The organism is Brevundimonas sp. FV1ye7S (assembly GCF_058680995.1).
In genome coordinates this window covers 1,218,543-1,237,060 of the sequence record NZ_CM178726.1, presented here as the reverse complement: position 1 = coordinate 1,237,060, position 18,518 = coordinate 1,218,543, and the positions used below count along the sequence as shown (strand labels likewise).

General features: G+C 62.4%; 16 protein-coding genes. 7 read left to right on the top strand and 9 right to left on the bottom strand.

The window, feature by feature from the left end:
- Positions 1–20: 20 nt before the first annotated feature.
- The 4 genes from ACW18C_RS05870 to ACW18C_RS05855 form a co-directional block, all read right to left on the bottom strand.
- Positions 21–2,483: a TonB-dependent receptor gene (locus ACW18C_RS05870; RefSeq protein WP_492073393.1), complete on the bottom strand. Its 2,463-nt coding sequence runs from the start codon at positions 2,481–2,483 to the stop codon at positions 21–23.
- A 239-nt stretch (positions 2,484–2,722) separates the two neighbouring features.
- Positions 2,723–3,964, bottom strand: coding sequence for an NAD(P)/FAD-dependent oxidoreductase (locus ACW18C_RS05865; protein ID WP_492073391.1), 1,242 nt, complete (start codon positions 3,962–3,964; stop codon positions 2,723–2,725).
- Positions 3,965–3,966: 2 nt separating this feature from the next.
- Positions 3,967–4,251, bottom strand: coding sequence for a 2Fe-2S iron-sulfur cluster-binding protein (locus tag ACW18C_RS05860; protein WP_492073390.1), 285 nt, complete (start codon positions 4,249–4,251; stop codon positions 3,967–3,969).
- Positions 4,252–4,283: 32 nt separating this feature from the next.
- The gene (locus ACW18C_RS05855) at positions 4,284–4,439 is read right to left on the bottom strand and encodes an EthD domain-containing protein (protein WP_492073389.1); all 156 of its coding nucleotides are present in this window, start codon (positions 4,437–4,439) and stop codon (positions 4,284–4,286) included.
- Between the two features lie 241 nt (positions 4,440–4,680).
- Between ACW18C_RS05855 and ACW18C_RS05850 the strand changes: the two genes are divergently transcribed.
- Both ACW18C_RS05850 and ACW18C_RS05845 read left to right on the top strand, forming a co-directional pair.
- Positions 4,681–5,892 carry a cytochrome P450 gene (locus ACW18C_RS05850; RefSeq protein WP_492073388.1) on the top strand — a complete coding sequence of 404 codons (1,212 nt, stop codon included), beginning with the start codon at positions 4,681–4,683 and terminating at the stop codon, positions 5,890–5,892.
- Positions 5,893–5,897: 5 nt separating this feature from the next.
- On the top strand, positions 5,898–6,275 hold the full coding sequence (locus ACW18C_RS05845; protein WP_492073386.1) for an EthD domain-containing protein: 378 nt from the start codon (positions 5,898–5,900) through the stop codon (positions 6,273–6,275).
- Positions 6,276–6,721: 446 nt separating this feature from the next.
- Here ACW18C_RS05845 and ACW18C_RS05840 read toward each other — a convergent pair whose 3' ends face one another.
- Positions 6,722–9,208 (bottom strand): TonB-dependent receptor, encoded by a 2,487-nt coding sequence (locus tag ACW18C_RS05840; protein WP_492073384.1) that lies wholly within the window; start codon positions 9,206–9,208, stop codon positions 6,722–6,724.
- Positions 9,209–9,329: 121 nt separating this feature from the next.
- Entirely contained in the window at positions 9,330–9,875 is a 546-nt protein-coding gene (locus ACW18C_RS05835) for a hypothetical protein (RefSeq protein WP_492073383.1), read from the bottom strand.
- Between the two features lie 177 nt (positions 9,876–10,052).
- On the opposite strand from ACW18C_RS05835, the gene ACW18C_RS05830 reads away from it, so the two are divergent.
- From ACW18C_RS05830 to ACW18C_RS05820, 3 genes are read left to right on the top strand one after another with little or no spacing between them, the layout of a single operon-like run.
- Positions 10,053–11,033, top strand: a complete 981-nt coding sequence (locus ACW18C_RS05830) for a DUF7064 domain-containing protein (RefSeq protein ID WP_492073381.1) — start codon at positions 10,053–10,055, stop codon at positions 11,031–11,033.
- Entirely contained in the window at positions 11,030–12,211 is a 1,182-nt protein-coding gene (locus ACW18C_RS05825; protein ID WP_492073379.1) for a phosphotransferase family protein, read from the top strand. The genes ACW18C_RS05830 and ACW18C_RS05825 overlap by 4 nt, the downstream gene beginning before the upstream one ends.
- Before the next feature lie 5 nt (positions 12,212–12,216).
- Positions 12,217–12,999: a tyrosine-protein phosphatase gene (locus tag ACW18C_RS05820; protein WP_492073377.1), complete on the top strand. Its 783-nt coding sequence runs from the start codon at positions 12,217–12,219 to the stop codon at positions 12,997–12,999.
- A 99-nt stretch (positions 13,000–13,098) separates the two neighbouring features.
- On the opposite strand, the gene ACW18C_RS05815 is transcribed toward ACW18C_RS05820, so the two are convergent.
- Positions 13,099–14,355, bottom strand: a complete 1,257-nt coding sequence (locus tag ACW18C_RS05815) for an MFS transporter (RefSeq protein ID WP_492073376.1) — start codon at positions 14,353–14,355, stop codon at positions 13,099–13,101.
- A gap of 1,008 nt (positions 14,356–15,363) precedes the next feature.
- The gene (locus tag ACW18C_RS05810) at positions 15,364–16,008 is read right to left on the bottom strand and encodes a TetR/AcrR family transcriptional regulator (RefSeq protein WP_492073375.1); all 645 of its coding nucleotides are present in this window, start codon (positions 16,006–16,008) and stop codon (positions 15,364–15,366) included.
- Positions 16,009–16,198: 190 nt separating this feature from the next.
- On the opposite strand from ACW18C_RS05810, the gene ACW18C_RS05805 reads away from it, so the two are divergent.
- Both ACW18C_RS05805 and ACW18C_RS05800 read left to right on the top strand, forming a co-directional pair.
- Positions 16,199–17,023 (top strand): alpha/beta hydrolase family protein, encoded by an 825-nt coding sequence (locus ACW18C_RS05805; protein WP_492073374.1) that lies wholly within the window; start codon positions 16,199–16,201, stop codon positions 17,021–17,023.
- A gap of 88 nt (positions 17,024–17,111) precedes the next feature.
- Positions 17,112–17,861 carry an SDR family oxidoreductase gene (locus tag ACW18C_RS05800; RefSeq protein WP_492073373.1) on the top strand — a complete coding sequence of 250 codons (750 nt, stop codon included), beginning with the start codon at positions 17,112–17,114 and terminating at the stop codon, positions 17,859–17,861.
- 9 nt (positions 17,862–17,870) lie between these two features.
- On the opposite strand, the gene ACW18C_RS05795 is transcribed toward ACW18C_RS05800, so the two are convergent.
- The gene (locus tag ACW18C_RS05795) at positions 17,871–18,095 is read right to left on the bottom strand and encodes a hypothetical protein (RefSeq protein ID WP_492073372.1); all 225 of its coding nucleotides are present in this window, start codon (positions 18,093–18,095) and stop codon (positions 17,871–17,873) included.
- Positions 18,096–18,518 lie beyond the last annotated feature (423 nt).

The following is an 18,518-nucleotide window of genomic DNA, read 5'->3' as shown; positions in this document are numbered from 1 at the left end:
TCCACACCCCGCCCTATGGCTTAGTAGCGGTAGGTCAGTTGCAGCAAGACTTCCCGACCGCGCGCCGTAGTCCCACGCTGCTCGCCGAAGTTGCCCGGCACGCTGGCGCCGCCGGTACGGTCAGAGGCGAAGGCCACGTAATACTCGTTCGACAGGTTCCGACCGATCAGCGACAGCCTCCAGGCGTCATCCTCGGTGGCGACGCTGGCGCTGGCGTTGAAACGCCAGAAGGAGTCCTGCACGGCGTAGGGGCTGAACGTGTCGGAGGCGTTGTAGCGCCCCATGTAGGAAGCATCGCCCGTAACGGTCCAAAGCAGGTTCCCCGCCGGCAGGTCATAGGTGAAGCCGGCGTTGCCGCTCCAGTCCGGAGAGCGCGCCGGCGCCCGGCCTTCGTTGTTCTGCTGAAGCGCCAGCGTCGTGTTGTTGGCGAACTCACAGTTTGGCGGAGGCGTCGCGGTAGCCCGCGTCGAACCCGTCGGGAAGGCGTACGAATAGCACTGGCCCACGTAGTCGGAGAAGCGGTTGCGAACGTAGGTCACGGCTGCCCGCAGGGTCAGGGCGTCGGTGGCGTTCAGCGAGGCGTCGAACTCGATGCCGCGTTGCTTCAGGGCGCCCGCGTTTCCGACAATGAAGGTCGTGCGCGCCGGATCGTAGGCGTTCACCTGAAGGTCTTCGAAGTCGTAGGCGAAGGCTGCGGACGTGACGCGCAGGCGTCGGTCGAAGAGATCGGCCTTGGCGCCGGCCTCGAAACCTGACACCGTTTCCGAGTCGAAATCGATATCGCTGATCCGCGTCGTCGTATTGGGCAGCGCCGCCTGATAGCCGCCCGATTTGAACCCGGTCTTGTAGGCCAAGTAGTAGGTCATATCGCGGTTGGGGCGCCAGGTCAGGGTCGCTTCCGGCGACCAGTTCGTTTCCGCCACCTCCCCGGTCAGTTGCCCCGGAACGGTCTCGCCCGGGAACAGCATGTTGGAGACGTTGAAGGCGCCGACGCCGTAGAGGACGCGCGTGCGATCCTTCTTGGTTTCGTCGGTGTAGCGGGCGCCCGCGGCGATCTCGATCGTGGGGCTGATATCCCAGATGGCCTGGCCGAAGATCGAATAGGTCCGCCCCTGGATGTCAGTGGTGACATCAACCGAGTCAAAGCGGCCCGTGGCCGGGTTGTAGGCGCTGTCAGCAAACTTCACGTCGGCGCGATAGGCGCGATCCGTATCCTGGTAATAGAGGCCGCCGGCGAAGTTCAGCGGGCCATCCAGGCTAGTAGAGAATCGAATCTCCTGGCTGAACTCGCGGATCGCATCCGTCTCGGCGGAATAGAGCTGCGAGTAAACGGTGTGATCCAGCCCGTACTGCGACCAGACGTCGGCGTGGTTGTAACCGGTCAAAGCCGTGATGGTGAACTTGTCGTAGTCAAACACCAGGCGCCCGGACACTGAGGTGAAGTCGAGTCGACCGAAGGATGACCCCGTCCCGTCGGTCAGGGGGATGCCCGCCCCGATGGTCGGGCTGGTGTCGCCGGCGCTGGTATGATTGTCCGCGCGGCAGTCGCCGAAGGGATCGGCGATCCCGTACATCCGCGGCGTCGAACCTACGCAAGGTCCGATGTTCTGCGACGCCGCGCCCGGTCCGTCGTCCCGATATCGCGAATGGAAGACCTTCAGCGTTCCGGTGATGTTGTCCGTGGGCCGGTATTCCAGGGTCAAACGAGCGAGCAGTTCGTCGCTGCCGACGCGATCGTTGGCCGCCCCGGGCAGTTGCGCGGCGCCCGCCGGCATTGTGGTCGGATTGTAGAAGGGGTTCGCGATCGGTCGGGCGTCATTGTACATCCAGCCTTCGAGGTCGCGGCTACGCACCGCAATCCTGAAACCGAGCTGATCCGTGATGGGGCCGGACACAGCGGCGTCCAGGAACCTCTCGTCGCCTTCGAATTCGTAAGCCGTGCTCAGCATGACTTGCAGATCGTCGGTGGGGCCAGCGCTTGTAACAGAGATGACGCCTGCCGGGCTGTTCTTTCCGAAGAAAAGAGCTTGTGGGCCGCGCATCACGTCCACTTGCTGGAGGTCAAAGAAGCCAATGCCGGCGATCCGACCATTACTGGTCTGCACCCCGTCCAAGGCGACGGAGACCGCCTGCTCGAAGCCGGCTACGTTCGCCGGCGAGCTAATGCCCCGCACACCGATCGATCCGCCGCCCGTCTGCTTGGTCGAGCTGATGATCACCGACGGCGTGATCTCCGCGATCTTCGTCAGATCGGTGGCGACGCTTCGGGTCAGAGTTTCTGGCGAGATGGAGTTAACAGCCACAGGAACGCTTATCAGTGTTTCGCCACGGCTGCGCGCGACGACGACGATTTCGTCAACCTCGGCGGCCTCGGCGGCGCCGGGGCCCTGCTGCACCTGGGCGACGGCCGCGAACGGCAGGAGAACGGCGAACGCTGAAGCGCCGCCGAGCAAACAAAGCTTGAACCGTGTTGGAGAACGCATGTTTATCCCTCCCTTGGATAGACGCCCCTAGGCGCACGGCTCGCCTCGACTCTGCGCGAGGCTTTCAACCGTCCAAGTGTTCTCCCACCCTTGCCGAACTTGGTATGTCCCTACTGCTTGGGACAGCAAGAGCCGCCCTGCGGAACCTCGATTTCTTCTAGACGAAGCGGGCATTTCGCGGAGACGGATGGTCTCAGCGCCACGGACTGCGACACCCGGAAAGCGGGTGGATACGCGCCCTAGGGCTGGATGGCCGGCACGGCCTTCAACGGCGTATGCGGATCGCGAAGCGCATCGATATCGGGCGACCGTCGATCGAGAATCCAGGGCCTAGCCTGGACATAGTCTCTGACCGCGTTGACGCAGTCGATGGCGATCATCCGCCCATCCCTGAGGTAGACCACAGAGAACGCCCGCTCGTCTGAGCTTCCTCGAACCACGACCTGATCGTGACCCTGCGAGAGCCCGAGCGTCTGAAGCTTGAGATCGTACTGGTTAGACCAGAACCACGGCAGGGCGGCGTAGGGTTCGTGGCCTCCCATGATCGTGCACGCGACCGTTACCGCCTGATCGCTGGCGTTCTGCACCGATTCAAGCCGCACCTGTCCGCCGTCCGAATGGGCATTGGGATGCCGGGCGCAATCGCCGATGGCGTAGACGTCGTCGAGACTGGTTCGGCAGAGGGCATCGACCAGAACACCGTCGCCCACCTTGGCCCCCGCCTTCTGCAGAACCTCCACGGCCGGCGTCAGACCGATCCCGACGATGACGACCTCGGCGGGCACGACCGTTTCGTCGCCCAGCCGCACGCCACAAACTCGTCCCTCCAAGGTCTCGATGCAGGCGACGCTCGTCGACAGGCGGATATCCACGCCGTGACGGCGATGCTCGGCCTCGAAGAAGCGAGAGAGGGGTTCGGCGGACACTCTCGCGAGCACCCGGTCCGCCGCCTCCAGAAGAACGGGCGGCCTTCCCGATTTGGCGAGGACCGCGGCCGCCTCCAAACCGATGTAGCCCCCGCCGATGATGACGACGCGCGGATCGGAGCCCAGAGCCGCAATCAGTCGATCCACGTCCGTTTTCTCACGAATGGTGTGGACGCCCTCGGCGTCGTGCCCGCCGCAGGTCAGTCGCCGAGGCGTCCCGCCTGCCGCCCAGACGAGGACGCCGAACGCGATGACCTGGCCGTCATCGAGCCGGACTTGGCGATCCGTCGCCGATACCTCCACGACGCGACGCCCCAGCGTCAGCTGGATGCTTCGCTCTCGCCAGAAGTTCTCCGGCCTGATGAGCAGACGATCGAACGGCTTTTCTCCGGAGAAGTATTCTTTCGACAGGGCGGGCCGCTCATAAGGCGCTTCGACCTGGGCGGCCACGATCTCGATGTCGCCCTCGAACCCTTGCTGACGCAGAGCGATAGCCGTCTGCGCGCCGCCGTGTCCCGCTCCGACGATCAGAACGTCGCTCCGTCGGATCGCCATGCTCAGCCTTCGGGCGGGATCGTGATCGCGAGCCCGTTCAGATCGTCCGTGACGAGAATCTGGCAAGACAGGCGCGAGTTCGGCTGTCGATGATCGCTGCTGTCCAGAAGATCATCCTCATCGGCCGAGGGAGCTACGAACTGGCCTAGACGCTCCGGATCGACATAGACGTGACAGGTCGCGCACGAGCAGTTGCCGCCGCACAGAGCCAGAATCTCATCGAATCCGGCGTTCCTGAGCGCCTCCATGAGGGAAATCCCCGTGGCGGGTTGGATCGTGCGTTCCAAGCCGGACTGATCCGTGACCGTGATCGAAGGCATCATTGGACCTGCTGGAAGGGCGTGGACGAGATCGAGGCCAGGGCCTCACCGGGGTGGTTGCGGATCATTGGACCATGCACGTCCCGCCAGTAGGCCGAAAAGGCCTCATGGGTCATGCCAGGCTTGCGCTTGAAGAACCCGAGAACGACGAACATTGAAATCTCCTAGACCAACGTACGCCGCCGAGGCGCCTTGGCCAAACCGATCCTAGCGCCCCCCTGCGTGGTGTCGGTCCCAAGGCCGGGGGACAGAAGCGCGCGCGTCTTTGGTCACCACCGTAGGGGACTGGCGCCGCGTCCTATCGACCCTAGTCTGGTTTGGCTGTTTTCCTCCCGGAAACTTCGGCGGGGTCAGGAGGCGTTTCCTCCGGCTCCGCCTTACCTTCCGCGCGAACAGGTGAAGGACCTCGACATGGACGCTCAGACAGGGCTCAGGATTCCCCCGGAGATCGACATCGATCCCTATGCCGACGACGTCCTGCGGTCTCCCGATCGCTTCTACGAGATCCTTCGTGAGGCCGGTCCCGTCGTCCGTCTATCCCGCTATGGCGCCTATGCGGTCGGACGCCATAGCGAGGCCAAGGAAGTCCTTACGGACTACACTCGCTTTACGACCACCGGAGGTGTCGGGCTGGCCGACGCTCGCAAGCCCGGCGACGCCCGCGCCCTGAGCGAACTACTGGAGGTCGATCCGCCCAACCACGGCCCGATCCGTTCGACCGTGCAGCGTATCCTGTCTCCCGTCGTCATAAAGACCTGGCGCGCCGATTTCGAAGCGGCGGCCGACAGACGGGTGCGTGCGCTCTGCGGTCGCGACGTCGAGGCCATGTCGGAACTGGCCGAGGCGTTTGTCTTTGAAGTGTTTCCCAAGGCGCTTGGCATCCGATTCGAGCCCGAGGCGATCCGCGCGATCGGGCTGATGATGTTCAACCAGTCCGGCCCCAAGAATGCCCTGTGGCATGCCGCGGTCGCAGGCGGCACGCCCTATCTCGAGTGGCTCACGGACACCTGCCGGAGGGAGAACGTGGCGCCCGGCACGGTCTCGGAACAGTTGTTCATCGCCGAAGAAGAGGGACGTCTGCGCCAGGGCGTCGCAGCCAATATCGTTCGCGCCTTTGTTCGCGGCGGCACCGACTCGACGATCGCGGGCATCGGCGCCCTGCTGAAACATCTCTCGGAGCAGCCGGATGTCTGGCGTCGGCTCAGGGAGGAACCAGCGAAGCTCAAGATCGCCCTGGACGAGGCGATCAGGTTGGAATCACCGTTCCACGTCACCTTCCGAACGACGCTTGAACCGACCGAACTGGCCGGGTACGCGCTCGACGGCGACACCAAGATCGGCGTCTTCCTAGGGGCTGCGGGCCGGGATCCGAGAGCGTGGGATAATCCGGACGCCTTTGATATCGATCGCCGTGTCGCCGGCAGCCATGTGTCATTCGGCGCCGCAGACCACAATTGCATCGGCCAGATGCTGGCGCGTCTCGAATCGGAGACCCTAATGAGCGCCCTCCTCCGCCATTGCGAAACGATCACGCCTGCGGGGCCCGTCGCCTACCGCACCATCAATCAGATGCGGATGATCGAAACCCTGCCGCTGCGTTTGGGCTGACGCTGATGCTCAAGATGTCTCTGGCCATTCGCCGTCGGGCCGACCTGACCCACGCGGAGTTCCTGGACTACTGGCGTGACGTGCATGCCCCGCTCGTCGTTCGACTGGCGCCCGATATCCGTTTGCTGCGCTATGTGCAGCTTCACGGAGAAGACGGCGAACTCGCGCGTCAGTACGTCGCCTACAGGGGGGTGGACGGAATGCACGACGGCGTGGCGCAGCTTTGGTGGACGAGTGAGGCGGATCGACTGGCGGCCTCGGCCACGCCAGAGGGTATCGAGGCCGCTCGTTTTCTGCGCGAGGATGAACAACAGTTCTGCGACCTTGCTCGCTCGACGGTCTGCTTTGGCCACGAAAGGTCGGTCTACGACCTCTCGCGCTGAACGGTCCGGCCAAGGTCGCCTGGCGACCGAAAGGAACTGCGCATAGTCGACCGTTGAAACGGTTCGCCTCGAACTGACTTCACATAGCGCGGTTGCTTTGAACCCGCCGCTGGGAGCCCAAGCGGACGCTTGGAGAGCCCGCAATGTCGAGCTTCGTTGCGCCCCCCTACCCCCTTATGGCTACGGGATCGCGCCATCCCAAGAGCCTCGCTCCAACGCCATCTTGCAGGCTGCACCGGTCGCAACGGTCCCCTAGAACCGGGATAGCCGTAACGCCGATCGATCGTTCCGCGAACGGCGCCGATGTCCGTTGATCCACGAGAACGCAAAAAAACGGGCGCCAAGGCTCGAACCCCGGACGACCCGCATCTGTCGCGAGATCGTCTCGCGGCGAGAAGAGGATTCGGCTCCCGCAGCAGAGGAGCGCTGCGGGAGCCGAATCCTGACTAGTAGCGGAAACTGGCCTGGAGAAGGATCTCCCGGCCACGGGAGACGTAGCCCCGCTGCTCGCCGATGGCGCCGGGCACGCTCGCACCGCCGGTCCTATCCATCCCATATTGGAGGTAGTACTCATTGGTCAGGTTGCGTCCGATGAGCGCGAGCTGCCAGCGTTCATCCTCGGTCGCAATCGTGGCGCTGGCGTTGAACCTGAAGAAGCCGTCCTGGTAGGTGCTGGGCGCCTTCGTGTCCGAGGACCAGTACCCGCTGGTGTAGAAGCCGTCGCCCGTCAAGGTGTACAGCATGTCGCCTCTGGGAACGCGGAACTCGAAACCCGCATTACCTGAGAAGTCCGGCGAGCGGCCAGGCACGCGCCCATCCTGATCCTGCTGAAGGGTGAGCGCGGTCGCGTTCACGAATGAGCAGTTCGGCGGCGCAACGGCGGTGGCCCGCGTCGTGCCAGTCGGGAAAGCGTAAGCGTAGCAGGGACCGACATAATCCGCGAAGCGGTTGTGGGCGTAAGTCGCCGCGCCATGGAGCGTCAGGAACTCATTGGCGTCGTAGTTCAGCTCAATGTCCAGACCGCGTTGTTTCAGGGCCCCCGCATTTCCGACGACAAATGCGACACGTGCAGGATCGAAGGCGTTCACCTGGAGATTGTCGAAATCGTAGAAGAACAGAGCACTGGTCACCCGCAGCGGTCCGAAGCGTCCTTTGGCGCCGATTTCGCCACCGCTGACTTCTTCTGAGGTGAAGTCGAGATCGCCGATCCGCGTCCCGGCCGTGGCCAGACCTGCCGTGAATCCGCCGGACTTGAAGCCGGTCTTGTAGGCGGCATAAAGAGTTCGGTTCGGGGCCGGGTGCCAGGTCAGGGTCGCTTCCGGCGAGAAGTTGTCCTCCTCATAGCTGCCGTTCAGGACGCCCGGCTCACTTTCACCGGGGAAGGTCACCCCGACCACGTTAAACGCTCCGAAGCCGTAGTTGACCCGCTGGTGATGGGTCTTGCGCTCATTGGTGAAGCGTCCGCCCACGGCCAGCTCGAGGTGGGGTACGACTTCGTAGAGAAGCTGCCCGAACGCCGACAAGGCGCGTCCGTCCTGCTCGACCTTCGTTTCAGTCGCCGTCACGCGATTGTTCGCCGGGTTGAAGTAGGCGTAACCTAGCGAGATGTCCTGGAGTACGCTTCTGGACGTGTCTTGGTAGTAGACGCCTGCGGCGAAGTTCAGCTTGCCGTCAAAGTCAGAGACGACGCGAAACTCCTGGCTGAACTCGCTGATACGGTCATGCTCCGTCGCGAAGAGCTGGGAAAACGACGTATTGTCCAAGCCGTAGTCTGAGTCGAACTTGTTGTGGTTGAAACCAGTCAAAGAGGTCCAGGTCAGCGGCCCGGTGTCGTAGGACATGTTCAGCGCGACCGATTGGAAATCCGTCGCCCCGTAGTTGCGACCGTTTCCTCGGCTGTTAGGCAGCGCCGCCGCCACGGCCGCCGGTAGATCTCCGTTAGTCATGTGGTTGTCGATGCGGCAGTCGCCAAACGGATCCGGCACGCCGTACATCCTCGGGCGATCGCCGGTGCAAGGGCCGATGTTCTGCCCGCTGGCGCCGGCGCCATCGTCCCGGTAGCGATCCGCAAAGATTTTCAGCGTTGCCTGGAAGGGCCCCTCCGGCGTGTAGGCCAAGGTCAGACGGCCGAGCAGTTCCGTATTCCCGGATCTCGCATTGTGCGCTCCAGGAAGCGTGGCGAATCCTGACGGCATCGTTGCGGGATTGTAGAATGGGTTCGGCGCCTCTCTCGAGTCGTTGTAAAGCCAGCCCGCGAGATCGCGATATCGGGTGGCGAGCCGGAACCCGAAGTCGTTGCCGATGGGGCCTGAGACGGCCGCCTCGCCAATGACCTCTCTACCCCCGAACTCGTACCCCAGGCTGCCTGAGGTCTCCACAGTATCGGTCGGCCCCCTTGTCGTGACCGCGATCACTCCGGCCGGGCTGTTCTTGCCGAAGAACAGCGCCTGTGGTCCTTTCAGAAACTCGATCTGCTGGATATCAAAGATGCCGAGCTGCGCGATCTTGCCGTTGCTGGTCTGAACCCCGTCGAGAGCGACCGAGACGCTCTGCTCAAAGCCCACGACGCCCGACGGCGAGCTGATGCCCCGGATGGCGATCGACCCGCCGCCCGACGAGCGAGAGTTCGCAATGATGACCGAAGGCACGACTTCAGCCAGCTTGGGCAGGTCGCCGGCGCTCGCACGCGCCAGCGCGCTTCCTGCGATCGCGGTCACCGCAACCGGCACATCCATCAGGTTCTCGGCGCGACGGCGCGCGACCACGACGATTTCGTCGACAGTGCTCGTCTCAGGGGCGACGGAAGATTGTACTTCAGGCGAAGCGACCGGAATTGGCGCTGAAGACTGAGCTTCTGCCTTAAAGCTGTATGAGATAGACACGCAAGCAACCGTCCCGGCCAAAAGCCAGGATTTGAATTTTACAGCACCCATTACCTTATCGCCTCCCCATGTGTTCACGCCATTGTATTCAGCGCAATACTAGCTCGACGATAGGACAGCTAATTATATTATGTATGTCCCACTCTGCCGGGACACCGAATATCGACTCACCTCAAGATGATGAAATCGAGGCCTCCTCAGAAGCAACTCGCCCGGACTTCCCGTTAAGAAACTGCGCAAGATTAGGCACACCGTCTGAACCCGCGATGCCAGCTGCCGCGAACCATGACCTTTCCAGACGCGCCTGCCGACGAGCATGTGTGCCGATCGCCGCCCGCGCTCCTGCGTTGGACAGCAGTCCATCCGCGCTTTCGATGAGTTGTTCGATCGCCTCGCCCAAGACCTGCGCGCGAGAGCGTAAGGCGTCGATGTCACTAGTATTGACCAGCGCGGCTGCGTCGAGCGCGCGTTTGATCTCGCGAAAGGTCGGTCCGTCGTCGGTCGCCACAAGTTCGGTCGCGAGCTCGACCAGATATTGCAGCTCCCTCTCAGCCGCGACCGTGACATAGCGCCATTGCGTTTCGAGCAGGCGAAGATGTCCCACTGCGATCTCGGCCTGTTCGATGGCAAGTCGTTGGTCTGCAGGCAAGGCCGGGATGACGACCTGTTCCAGCGCCTTGGCGATGCTCTGCAGCCTTGTATCGATTGACGGAACCACCGATCCCTACTTCCGTGATGAGCCTATCGGACGAATCCATCCAGCTGGACGGCGACTCGATTAGACCAGCCCTGCGCCAAACGCAGTCCTATGCGACGGGGACAGCCTGCACGATGCGCCTCCGCTATCAAAACCGGGTTCAAATCGTCTGAAATCAGATCCGAAATAGAGCCCTCAATGTTTTCCGATGACGACGTCCGCTACCACCTCCCGCAAGAGGTTCCCTACAACTGGGCAGAGACGAGCTTCTTCTACTTCTACGTCCCTGAAGAAAACATCATCGGTCTGTTCTATATCGTAGCGCGTCCAGGCGTCGGAACGATGATCAATGAGATTGAAATCTGGAACGAGTTGTCTGACGACATCTTGCGAGCGTGCTACATTGACACCCAACAGAACCTCCCGATGCCCGAACGCTTCGAGAAGTTTGCGCTGCCGAACGGGACATCGTACGAAGCCAAGGGCATCCGCAGTTACCGGATCGACCACGTCGGCTCCTATGACACGGAACTTCACCTCGACGTCCTGGGCGTCATGCCCCCTTACGACATTCACGATCCGGAGATGGATCCGCTTGCCCTTCCGCACGAGGACGCGGCGGTAGCCTCCGGCGTCGGCGCCAGCTTCTCGGCGCATTTCGACATGACGACGCGGGTGACGGGCACGATGAAGATCCGCGGGCGATCCTATGATGTAGATTGCATCGCCACGATGGACCACAGCTTCGGCGTCCGCTCGGAACGCGGCGGTCATCCGATGGCATGGATCAACGCAAACTTCAGCGAGAGCCACGCCTTCCATGCGATCTGGAAATTTTTCCCCGACAAACCGCTGCATGAGCAATACGAACTCGTCCATGGATACGCCCTGATCGACGGCAAGGTCAGCGGCGCCAAGGGCGGGCGCATGGTCGCGCGACACTTGGGCCGCGTCGCCGTATCTTATGAGATGACGATCATCGACGCCGACAATGTCGAGCACACAATGTATGGGACGGCGACCGCCTCGCACACGCTGCAGCCTTACGGCTACGTGTCTGTTCCCGTGACCCTCGTTCGCTGGCATGAGGGCGATCAGATCGGCTGGGGGCACAGCCAGGAGGTCTACCTGTTGCACAAGCAGGCAGGACTTCACCTGGACGGAGCGACGCCGACGTGAGGCCGGAACCTATTTCGACGGGAACCGGGGGCTCCACCCTTCCCTCGGCAAGTTACGTTACCGAACGCCGGGTCGCCGAGGTGCTGGATAGAAAGATCGCCTTGCGTTCTGGCGCGCCCTATTCGGCAAAGACGGATGGAGAGGTGAAGGCGGGACTGGAGCGGCTTTTCGCTTCCGAGGGCCTGACGGACATTTCCATCACAAATCTACGGAGAATGACCGGCGGCGCGTCAAAGGAGCAGTTCGCCTTCCGGCTCTCTTCTGCGGGTTTCCTTGATCCGCAGGACCTTGTCCTGCGGATGGATCCTTACGCCAGCGCCGTCGACACGTGTCGAGGTCGGGAAGCCCAGATGATCCAGGCTGTCTCACGCGATCTTCCGGTTCCGCGTATCAGAGCCGTCGACAAGGACGGTCTACATCTGGGCCAGCCCGGAATGGTCATGGCTCTCGTCGACGGCGTGTCCATGCCGACACGAATGAGCGGACGCGCCGTATCCGGGATCGGCGGCAGCTACGGCGCCCTTGGCGTCCTGCTCGCTCCCCAGTTCACCGAACACATCGCCAACCTGCACAATCTCGATTTCGCGGGGCGAGATCTCTCGCTCTTCGATGTACCGAGACCCGGCACCACGGACGCGGCGCTCTGGCAGGTCAACGGCTTCGCGCGCTGCTGGCATGACGACCGCCTTGAGCCCGCGCCCATTCTCTCACTGACCGAGCGGTGGCTTCGCGAGAATGCACCGCCCTGCGCGTCTCCTTGCCTGGTGCACGGAGACTATCGGATGGGAAATTTCCTCTTCAGCGAGCCGGACGGGGTCATCACCGCCGTCCTGGACTGGGAACTCGCGCATATTGGCGACTATCACGAAGACCTGTCTTACATTCTTCGCCCTCGCTTCGGCAGCACTGGCTCAGACGGCCAACTGCTGGTGTCAGGCCTTATGCCTAGAAGCCAGTTCCTTGACGACTATCAAAGCCTGTCCGGTCGCGACATCCGCGAAGAGGTGGTCCGCTACTACGATGTCTTCAGCGCTTGGAAGGCCGCCGTCGTCGTCAGGGCTTCGGCAGTGCGGGCGGCTCATGAAGGGCATAGCCACCAGGATATCTTGCTCACCTGGCTTGCCACCGGGACGGGCAACCATCTCTTGGAGCTCGCAGAGATGATGGACCGCGTTTAGCACTCATGACCACGACTGATCGCTTCCTGCCGACGCCCAGCATTCTCAATCTCCGAGACTATGGAGGGTATGCCGTTGCTGGAGGCGGCCATGTGCGACGGGGTCGTCTCTTTCGATCCGCCGATCTTTCCAACGCAAACGATCAGGACCTGGCGATCGTCGATGAACTGAACTTGTCGGCGATCATCGACCTTCGCAGCAGCGAGGAGCGCTCGACACGGCCGTCTCGGCGAAGCCCCGGTAGTCAGGCGAAGACCTTCCACGTAGCGGCTCCCAGCGAGGCCGCAGCCCCCCACATCGCGGCGATGACCGGCCCCCGCGACGCCGCATCGGTCCGTGAACGGCTTATCCGATACTACACCGAAGCCCCGTTTCGTGATGCCCAGCGGCAGGGATTCCGCCTCCTTTTTGAGACGGTCATTGAGAGCGACGGTCCGACCCTGGTCCACTGCGCCGCCGGCAAGGATCGCACCGGCATGGCAGTGGCGTTGCTTTTGGCTGCGCTTGGGGTGGATCCGGTCGATATCGTCGCCGACTATATGCTGACCAACACCTGCGGATCATTGGACGCCCGCGCGGAAGCTTTCGCTTATAGCGTCAGTCACCACTTCGGGCATTCGCCTTCCGAGGACGTTCTTCGCGCCGCCCTGATGGTCGATCACGACTATATTGATGCGATGTTCCGGGCGATTTCATCGCATTGTGGAAGCGTCGATCGCTACATAGAACAGAAGCTGCTGATAAGCCCCTCCAAGCGCCAATCGCTCGCCGAGGGCCTTCTCGATTGATGGGCCCGTCCGCGTGGGCTCCGGGTTCGTCGAGTCACAAGCTCTCGCCATCGTCCCATGGCTCGCCCCTCGAGGGGGCATCCTTGCCCCCTGATGAGCTCAGTTCTCTTGGCCATCCATGTGCCGGCTCGCTCGCCAGCACAACACGAAGGCCAGGCAGGAGAGGACGCCGGCGCCCGCCGCATTCATGATCATCCCATGGATGAGCGCGTTGGGACCAGCCCAGAACTTGGCCAGCCCGACGACGACCAAGGGGCCGAGCGCATATCCGAACAACGACGTCGCCAGGATGTAGAGCGAAGTCAGGCGTGCGCGGATCATGCGGGGACCGAACATCTGCAAGGCAAGCGGAGCTAGAACCCCGACAGAAGCCAGTCCAAACATCGCGACGAAAAATCCGCCCAGAACGACGGGAAGGCTCGTCTGCCCGATGCCAACCACCAGCGCGATCACCGCGATGACGCCGCTCGCAAGGAGGCCGATCAAGGTACCATCTTTGCGTCCCCGCTTGACATACCGCTGCGCGAGCCACGGCCAGAATATAGTCGACAGGATGCCAGCGCTTAGTCCCATGGCGCCAACCTGGTAGCCAGCCTGTTGGACGCTGCCGCCAAAGGTTCGAACGATGGCAGTGGGCATCCAGCTTATCGTGCCCATCGACACCGTCGTGACCAGGGCCAAGCCTATATAGAACGGGGCGTAGAACCGGATGTGCTTGGCGAGATAGCCGAGCATCTGTGCAAATGTCATCCTCACCGCGTTCTCTCGTCCGGCCAACGGCGAGTGACGGGGATCGCGCACGGTGAACAGCATCAGGATCGCGATGAACAGACCTGGGCACCCTAAGAATATGAAGGTCAACTGCCACGCCGCGAGGCCGACCTTGTGATCGATGGTTCCGGAGAAGGCTAAGACGGCGCCCCCCACAACGAACGCCCCGGTACTCATCATACTACCCATGGAGCCGTACACCGCGGTCGGGAGCGCCCGGCGCTTCTGGGGAAATAGATCGCCGATCAGAGACACTGCAGCCGGAGTGAGGACCGCCTCGCCCAACGCAACGCCCGACCGAAGCGCGAACAACGTCCAGAAGTTGGAGGCGAACGCAGACGCCATCGTCATGATGCTCCAAAGGCCGACACCCGCGACGACGATCTTGACTCGGTCGTTGCGGTCGATCCGATCAGCGATCGGTAGACCGCTGAGCGCGTAGACAATCGCGAAGCCAGCCCCAAGAAGCAGGGCCAGTTGGCCGTCCGTGAGCGTGAGCGCGCTGGCGACAGGCTGGGCGAGAAGCGCGAGGAGCAGTCGATCAGTGAAAGACAGGGCGTACAGGATCGTCAGAAGGATCACCACGTACCAAGCGCGCCCTGGAGGTAATACACTCAATGCGCTCACTTCAGAATGGGGCTGACCAGCGTTGCTTCTCTGCGTGTCCATTGCCTCTGTTCCATACCCCAAATGCCGATCAGCACGGGCCGACCGGCAACGAAAGCGTGGCCCGCCCGCCAATCGAACAACGTTTTCCGACGCCTCGGCCGCAGCCCACGTTGAGGAGTGGTATGGTCCGAAGCTCCTTGTAGCGACATACGATTTGGCAAATCAGTCCCGTCAGCTTGGGACAAGTCGGAACTCGGCGGATAGCCTGCCCGCCCACTGCCGGCCCTTCACGCGCGGCGGCCATTTATGCCGGAAACAGACACTTGGATTGACCGAACAAGTCAGGATCGAGCCTCGCCGCGACCCTCCGCCACCGCAGGGCTACGGGATCGCCCAGTCTGAAATCGACCGCTAGTATCGCTCTGTCATCAACGAGGGCGCTTCGTCAGAGGCCGTTCCCGCATGCCCGCCCCTCACTCCCACTCTATTATTCATGCGACGGAAGGCGCTGATTTATCAGCGCCTTTTCTTCGACCGCTAGAACATGCCGTCAGCCATACCGCCACTGGGATGAGCCTGATGAAAACAAAGAAGAATTTGGCCCCAATAAAATGTGAGTGATGACGCTGTCTATCGGCAGGCGCACCACAGTGCTGGTTCCGCAAAGCCCAGCCATCCCGAAGTCGATCTCGCTCAAGATACCGACGCTTCCATACCGACAATCTGGCAATCCTACGGAGATGATACCGTCATCTCAGTCATCAGCCAACGTCGTCAATTCGCCAGGACCAGACATCATCGCCTTACCCGAAACGCGACATTGCAACTTCGTTCGAAAATCCTGAAGGTCCCAGCTTCACCGCCTGTCAACGTCGAGGCCTGACCGTTGCGGTGGAGATGCCAGTGCTGGTTGGAACCGTCTCTAAGCGGCAATGTCACGTTCAACATCCCCTAGGATCGCGTGTTGGAGACCCGATCTCGTAGCTATCCTGTCTTTTTCGACTTCTCCGCGCCGTAGCGCAGGCCGTCCAGCAACAGCATGACCATCAGCTCGGTGTGCGCGGCCCCATCATTGCCTGAAGCTACGGCAAGGTTGCCGATTCCGCGCAGCAGATCATAGGGCGCAATGTCGTCACGTATCTCACCGTTGAGGGCGGCAGCATCCAGCAGCATCGACAAGGCGGGCTCGAACCGGCTCCGGAAATAGTCGGGCAAGGTGGCGAACGTCGGATCGCCAGAGTGGAGCGCAGCCGCCAGCCCCTGCTTGGTCCCTAAGAAGCGCGTATATCGCGTCAACCAACCAGCCAGCGCCTCAACGGGCCCGTGTTCAGATGCAAGCGACCCCGCCGCGTCGGCACACGCATCGACCTCGCGACGGAACACTGCCGCCACCAAATCGGCACGAGTGGGAAAACGGCGGTAGAGCGTGGCAAGCCCGACACCGGCTTGTGCCGCGATCTCCCGGATAGGGGCATCGACCCCCGAACGGGCGAACACGATCTTGGCCGCTTCTAAAACCGCTTCCTCATTCCTGCGAGCATCGGCGCGCATGCGCGGCGGGGGTGCCCCGGTATCGCCCACCGTCAATGACCCGATCTCAAAACTATTCCGGGACTTGGTCGACACCATTTCTCGCTTTTCCCCTTGATAAACGGATCAATGATCCGCATTAAAGCGTAGCGGAACATCGATCCCTTTATAGTTCGAAGGTACGCGTCTCATGTCAAGTTCAGTCGCGCCAGCCGGCCCATCCGCTGTCGTCTCCATCGCGCCCATCGTCTTGACGTCACCGGGCAGAGGCGTCGACCTGCATCTTCGGGTGTCCGCACCGATCGCGGGCGACGCGCTGCCCGTCATCATCTTTTCACACGGCAACGGTCAGTCGCTTCACGCGTACGGCCCCCTCGCTGACTATTGGGCGGCGCACGGCTTTGTCGTGATCCAACCGACGCACCTCGACTCGCGAACGCTCGGGCTCGCGCCAGAGGATACTCGCCGCCCGCAGCTAAGGCGCTTCCGGGAAGAAGATCTGGCGGTCGTTCTCGACGGGCTCGATCGCATCGAAAGCGAGGCGCCGATGATCTGGGGACGGCTCGACCGCTCGTGCATCGCGGTAGCAGGTCATTCCTGGGGTGGGCAGACCGCCGGCGCCTTGCTCGGCGTCACGCACCCTGATCCTGACGACGGCTCGCTGGTCGACAAGCGGGATGCCCGCATAAAGGCAGGCGTGCTGTTCGCGGCGCCCGGCAGCGGCAATGACCTTACCGAGCAGGCAGCTCGCACCTTTGCATTCATGCACCCTGATTTCTCGGCCATGACGCCGCCGACCCTGATTGTCGTGGGCGATCATGACATGGGCAGACTTTCGACACGCGGCGCCGACTGGTGGCGCGACGCTTACGATCTAAGCCCGTCCCCCAAGGCGCTGTTCACGGCCTTTGGTGGCGAACATTCGCTTGGCGGCATCCCCGGATACGAGGCGCGTGAGACGACGGACGAACGACCCCAGCGGGTCTCCGCCATCCAGCGCCTTTCAACTGCCTTCCTCCGCAGCGCGCTCTACCCCGGCGATCCCGCCTGGACAGGGGCGGTTGCAGCGTTGGAAGCCGATGCGACGCCGGAGGGCAGCGTCGAGACAAAGTAAGCCGGTCGACCCCGTTTCCAGCCCGCTCGTACCGGCGCGCCCCACTGCATCAATCGTCTCGCCGCACCACCCCAACAGGAACTATTAAATGAACACGATCCTCATCACCGGCAGTTCGTCCGGTTTCGGACTTGAGACTGCCCGCTATTTCCTCGATCGCGACTGGACCGTCATCGCCACGATGCGCAAGCCCCGTGAGGACGTTCTACCCGCATCCGGACGCCTGCGAGTCGTGGCTCTCGATGTGACCGACGCTGCCAGAATCGCCCGCGCCGTGGAGGAAGCCGGCCCGATCGACGCCCTTGTCAACAACGCGGGCGCCGGCCTGATGGGCGCGCTGGAAGGCGTGTCGATCGAGGCGACACGCCAGCTCTTCGAACTGAATACGTTCGGCGCCATGGCGATGACGCAAGCCGTAATGCCCGGCTTTCGCGCGCAAAAGTCGGGGGTCATCGTCAATCTGTCGTCAGCCGTGACGCTCAAGCCACTGCCTATGCTGTCCGCCTACACGGCCAGCAAGGCCGCTGTGGAGGCGTTCAGCGAAGACCTCACGCTAGAGGTGGAGCCGTTCGGAATCCGCGTGCGGTTGGTCATTCCCGGACGCGCTCCGGAGACCGCATTCGGTGCGACCGCTCGTGCCAGCTCGCAGAACGGCATACCAGAAGCCTATGCCGCCTGGGCCAAGGAAATGTTCTCCGCAGCGCCACCGCAACCCGCCGAAGTCACCACGGCGACCGATGTTGCGGAGGCGGTCTGGCGAGCGGTGACCGATGCATCTTCGCCATTTCGCATCCCGGCCGGCGCAGACGCAGTGAAACTGGCCGCACAGCTCTCATAGCGGCTGAGCTCAGCTGGAGCTTGCCCGTCGCGCGGTTCGTCCGAAGCATCCGCTGCCGACGATCGGAAAAAATCGAGAAGCCGAAGGTGGCGGATAGTACTGCACCATACAGAGCGCCAGCACCGTTAGGATCGCGACCAACACCCCAGCCTCGTTGATGGCGCGGACCAGAGCCAGCTTCTCGGCAAGGGGGAAAAGCGCCGCGGTCTTGGCTGCGTCGATGGGTTGCCCCATCCGGCTCGAAAAAAGTGAGACCGGGATTCCGACGGGCTGAGCTGTCTCTACATCTCCCGCCTGATCTACCGCTTGCAGTCGCTACACAATCCGTCGACCCAGTATAGGGGCTCGGCCGTAGATCATCGTGTCGATCAAGGCGAGGTCTACGGTGCCACCGAGGTTGCACATCAGGTTGAACAGGCCGCTGGCCCCCGGAACCTCCTTTGGTGGCAAGTCGTCCAAGGCCAGCCGGGTCACCACCCGCGATGAAACCTGTCGATGTTTGTCAGATGCAAGCCCGGCAATCCAACGTCACAGTCCCGGAGGAACAAGGGTCGGTACCAAGCGGCTCTTGAGCCCGGGCGCAAGTGGTCGGCGGCGTCCCGCCTGACTGCAAGCCGTCCTCGCCCAAAGGAATTTCTGTTGCCGCGTTTCCCCAAC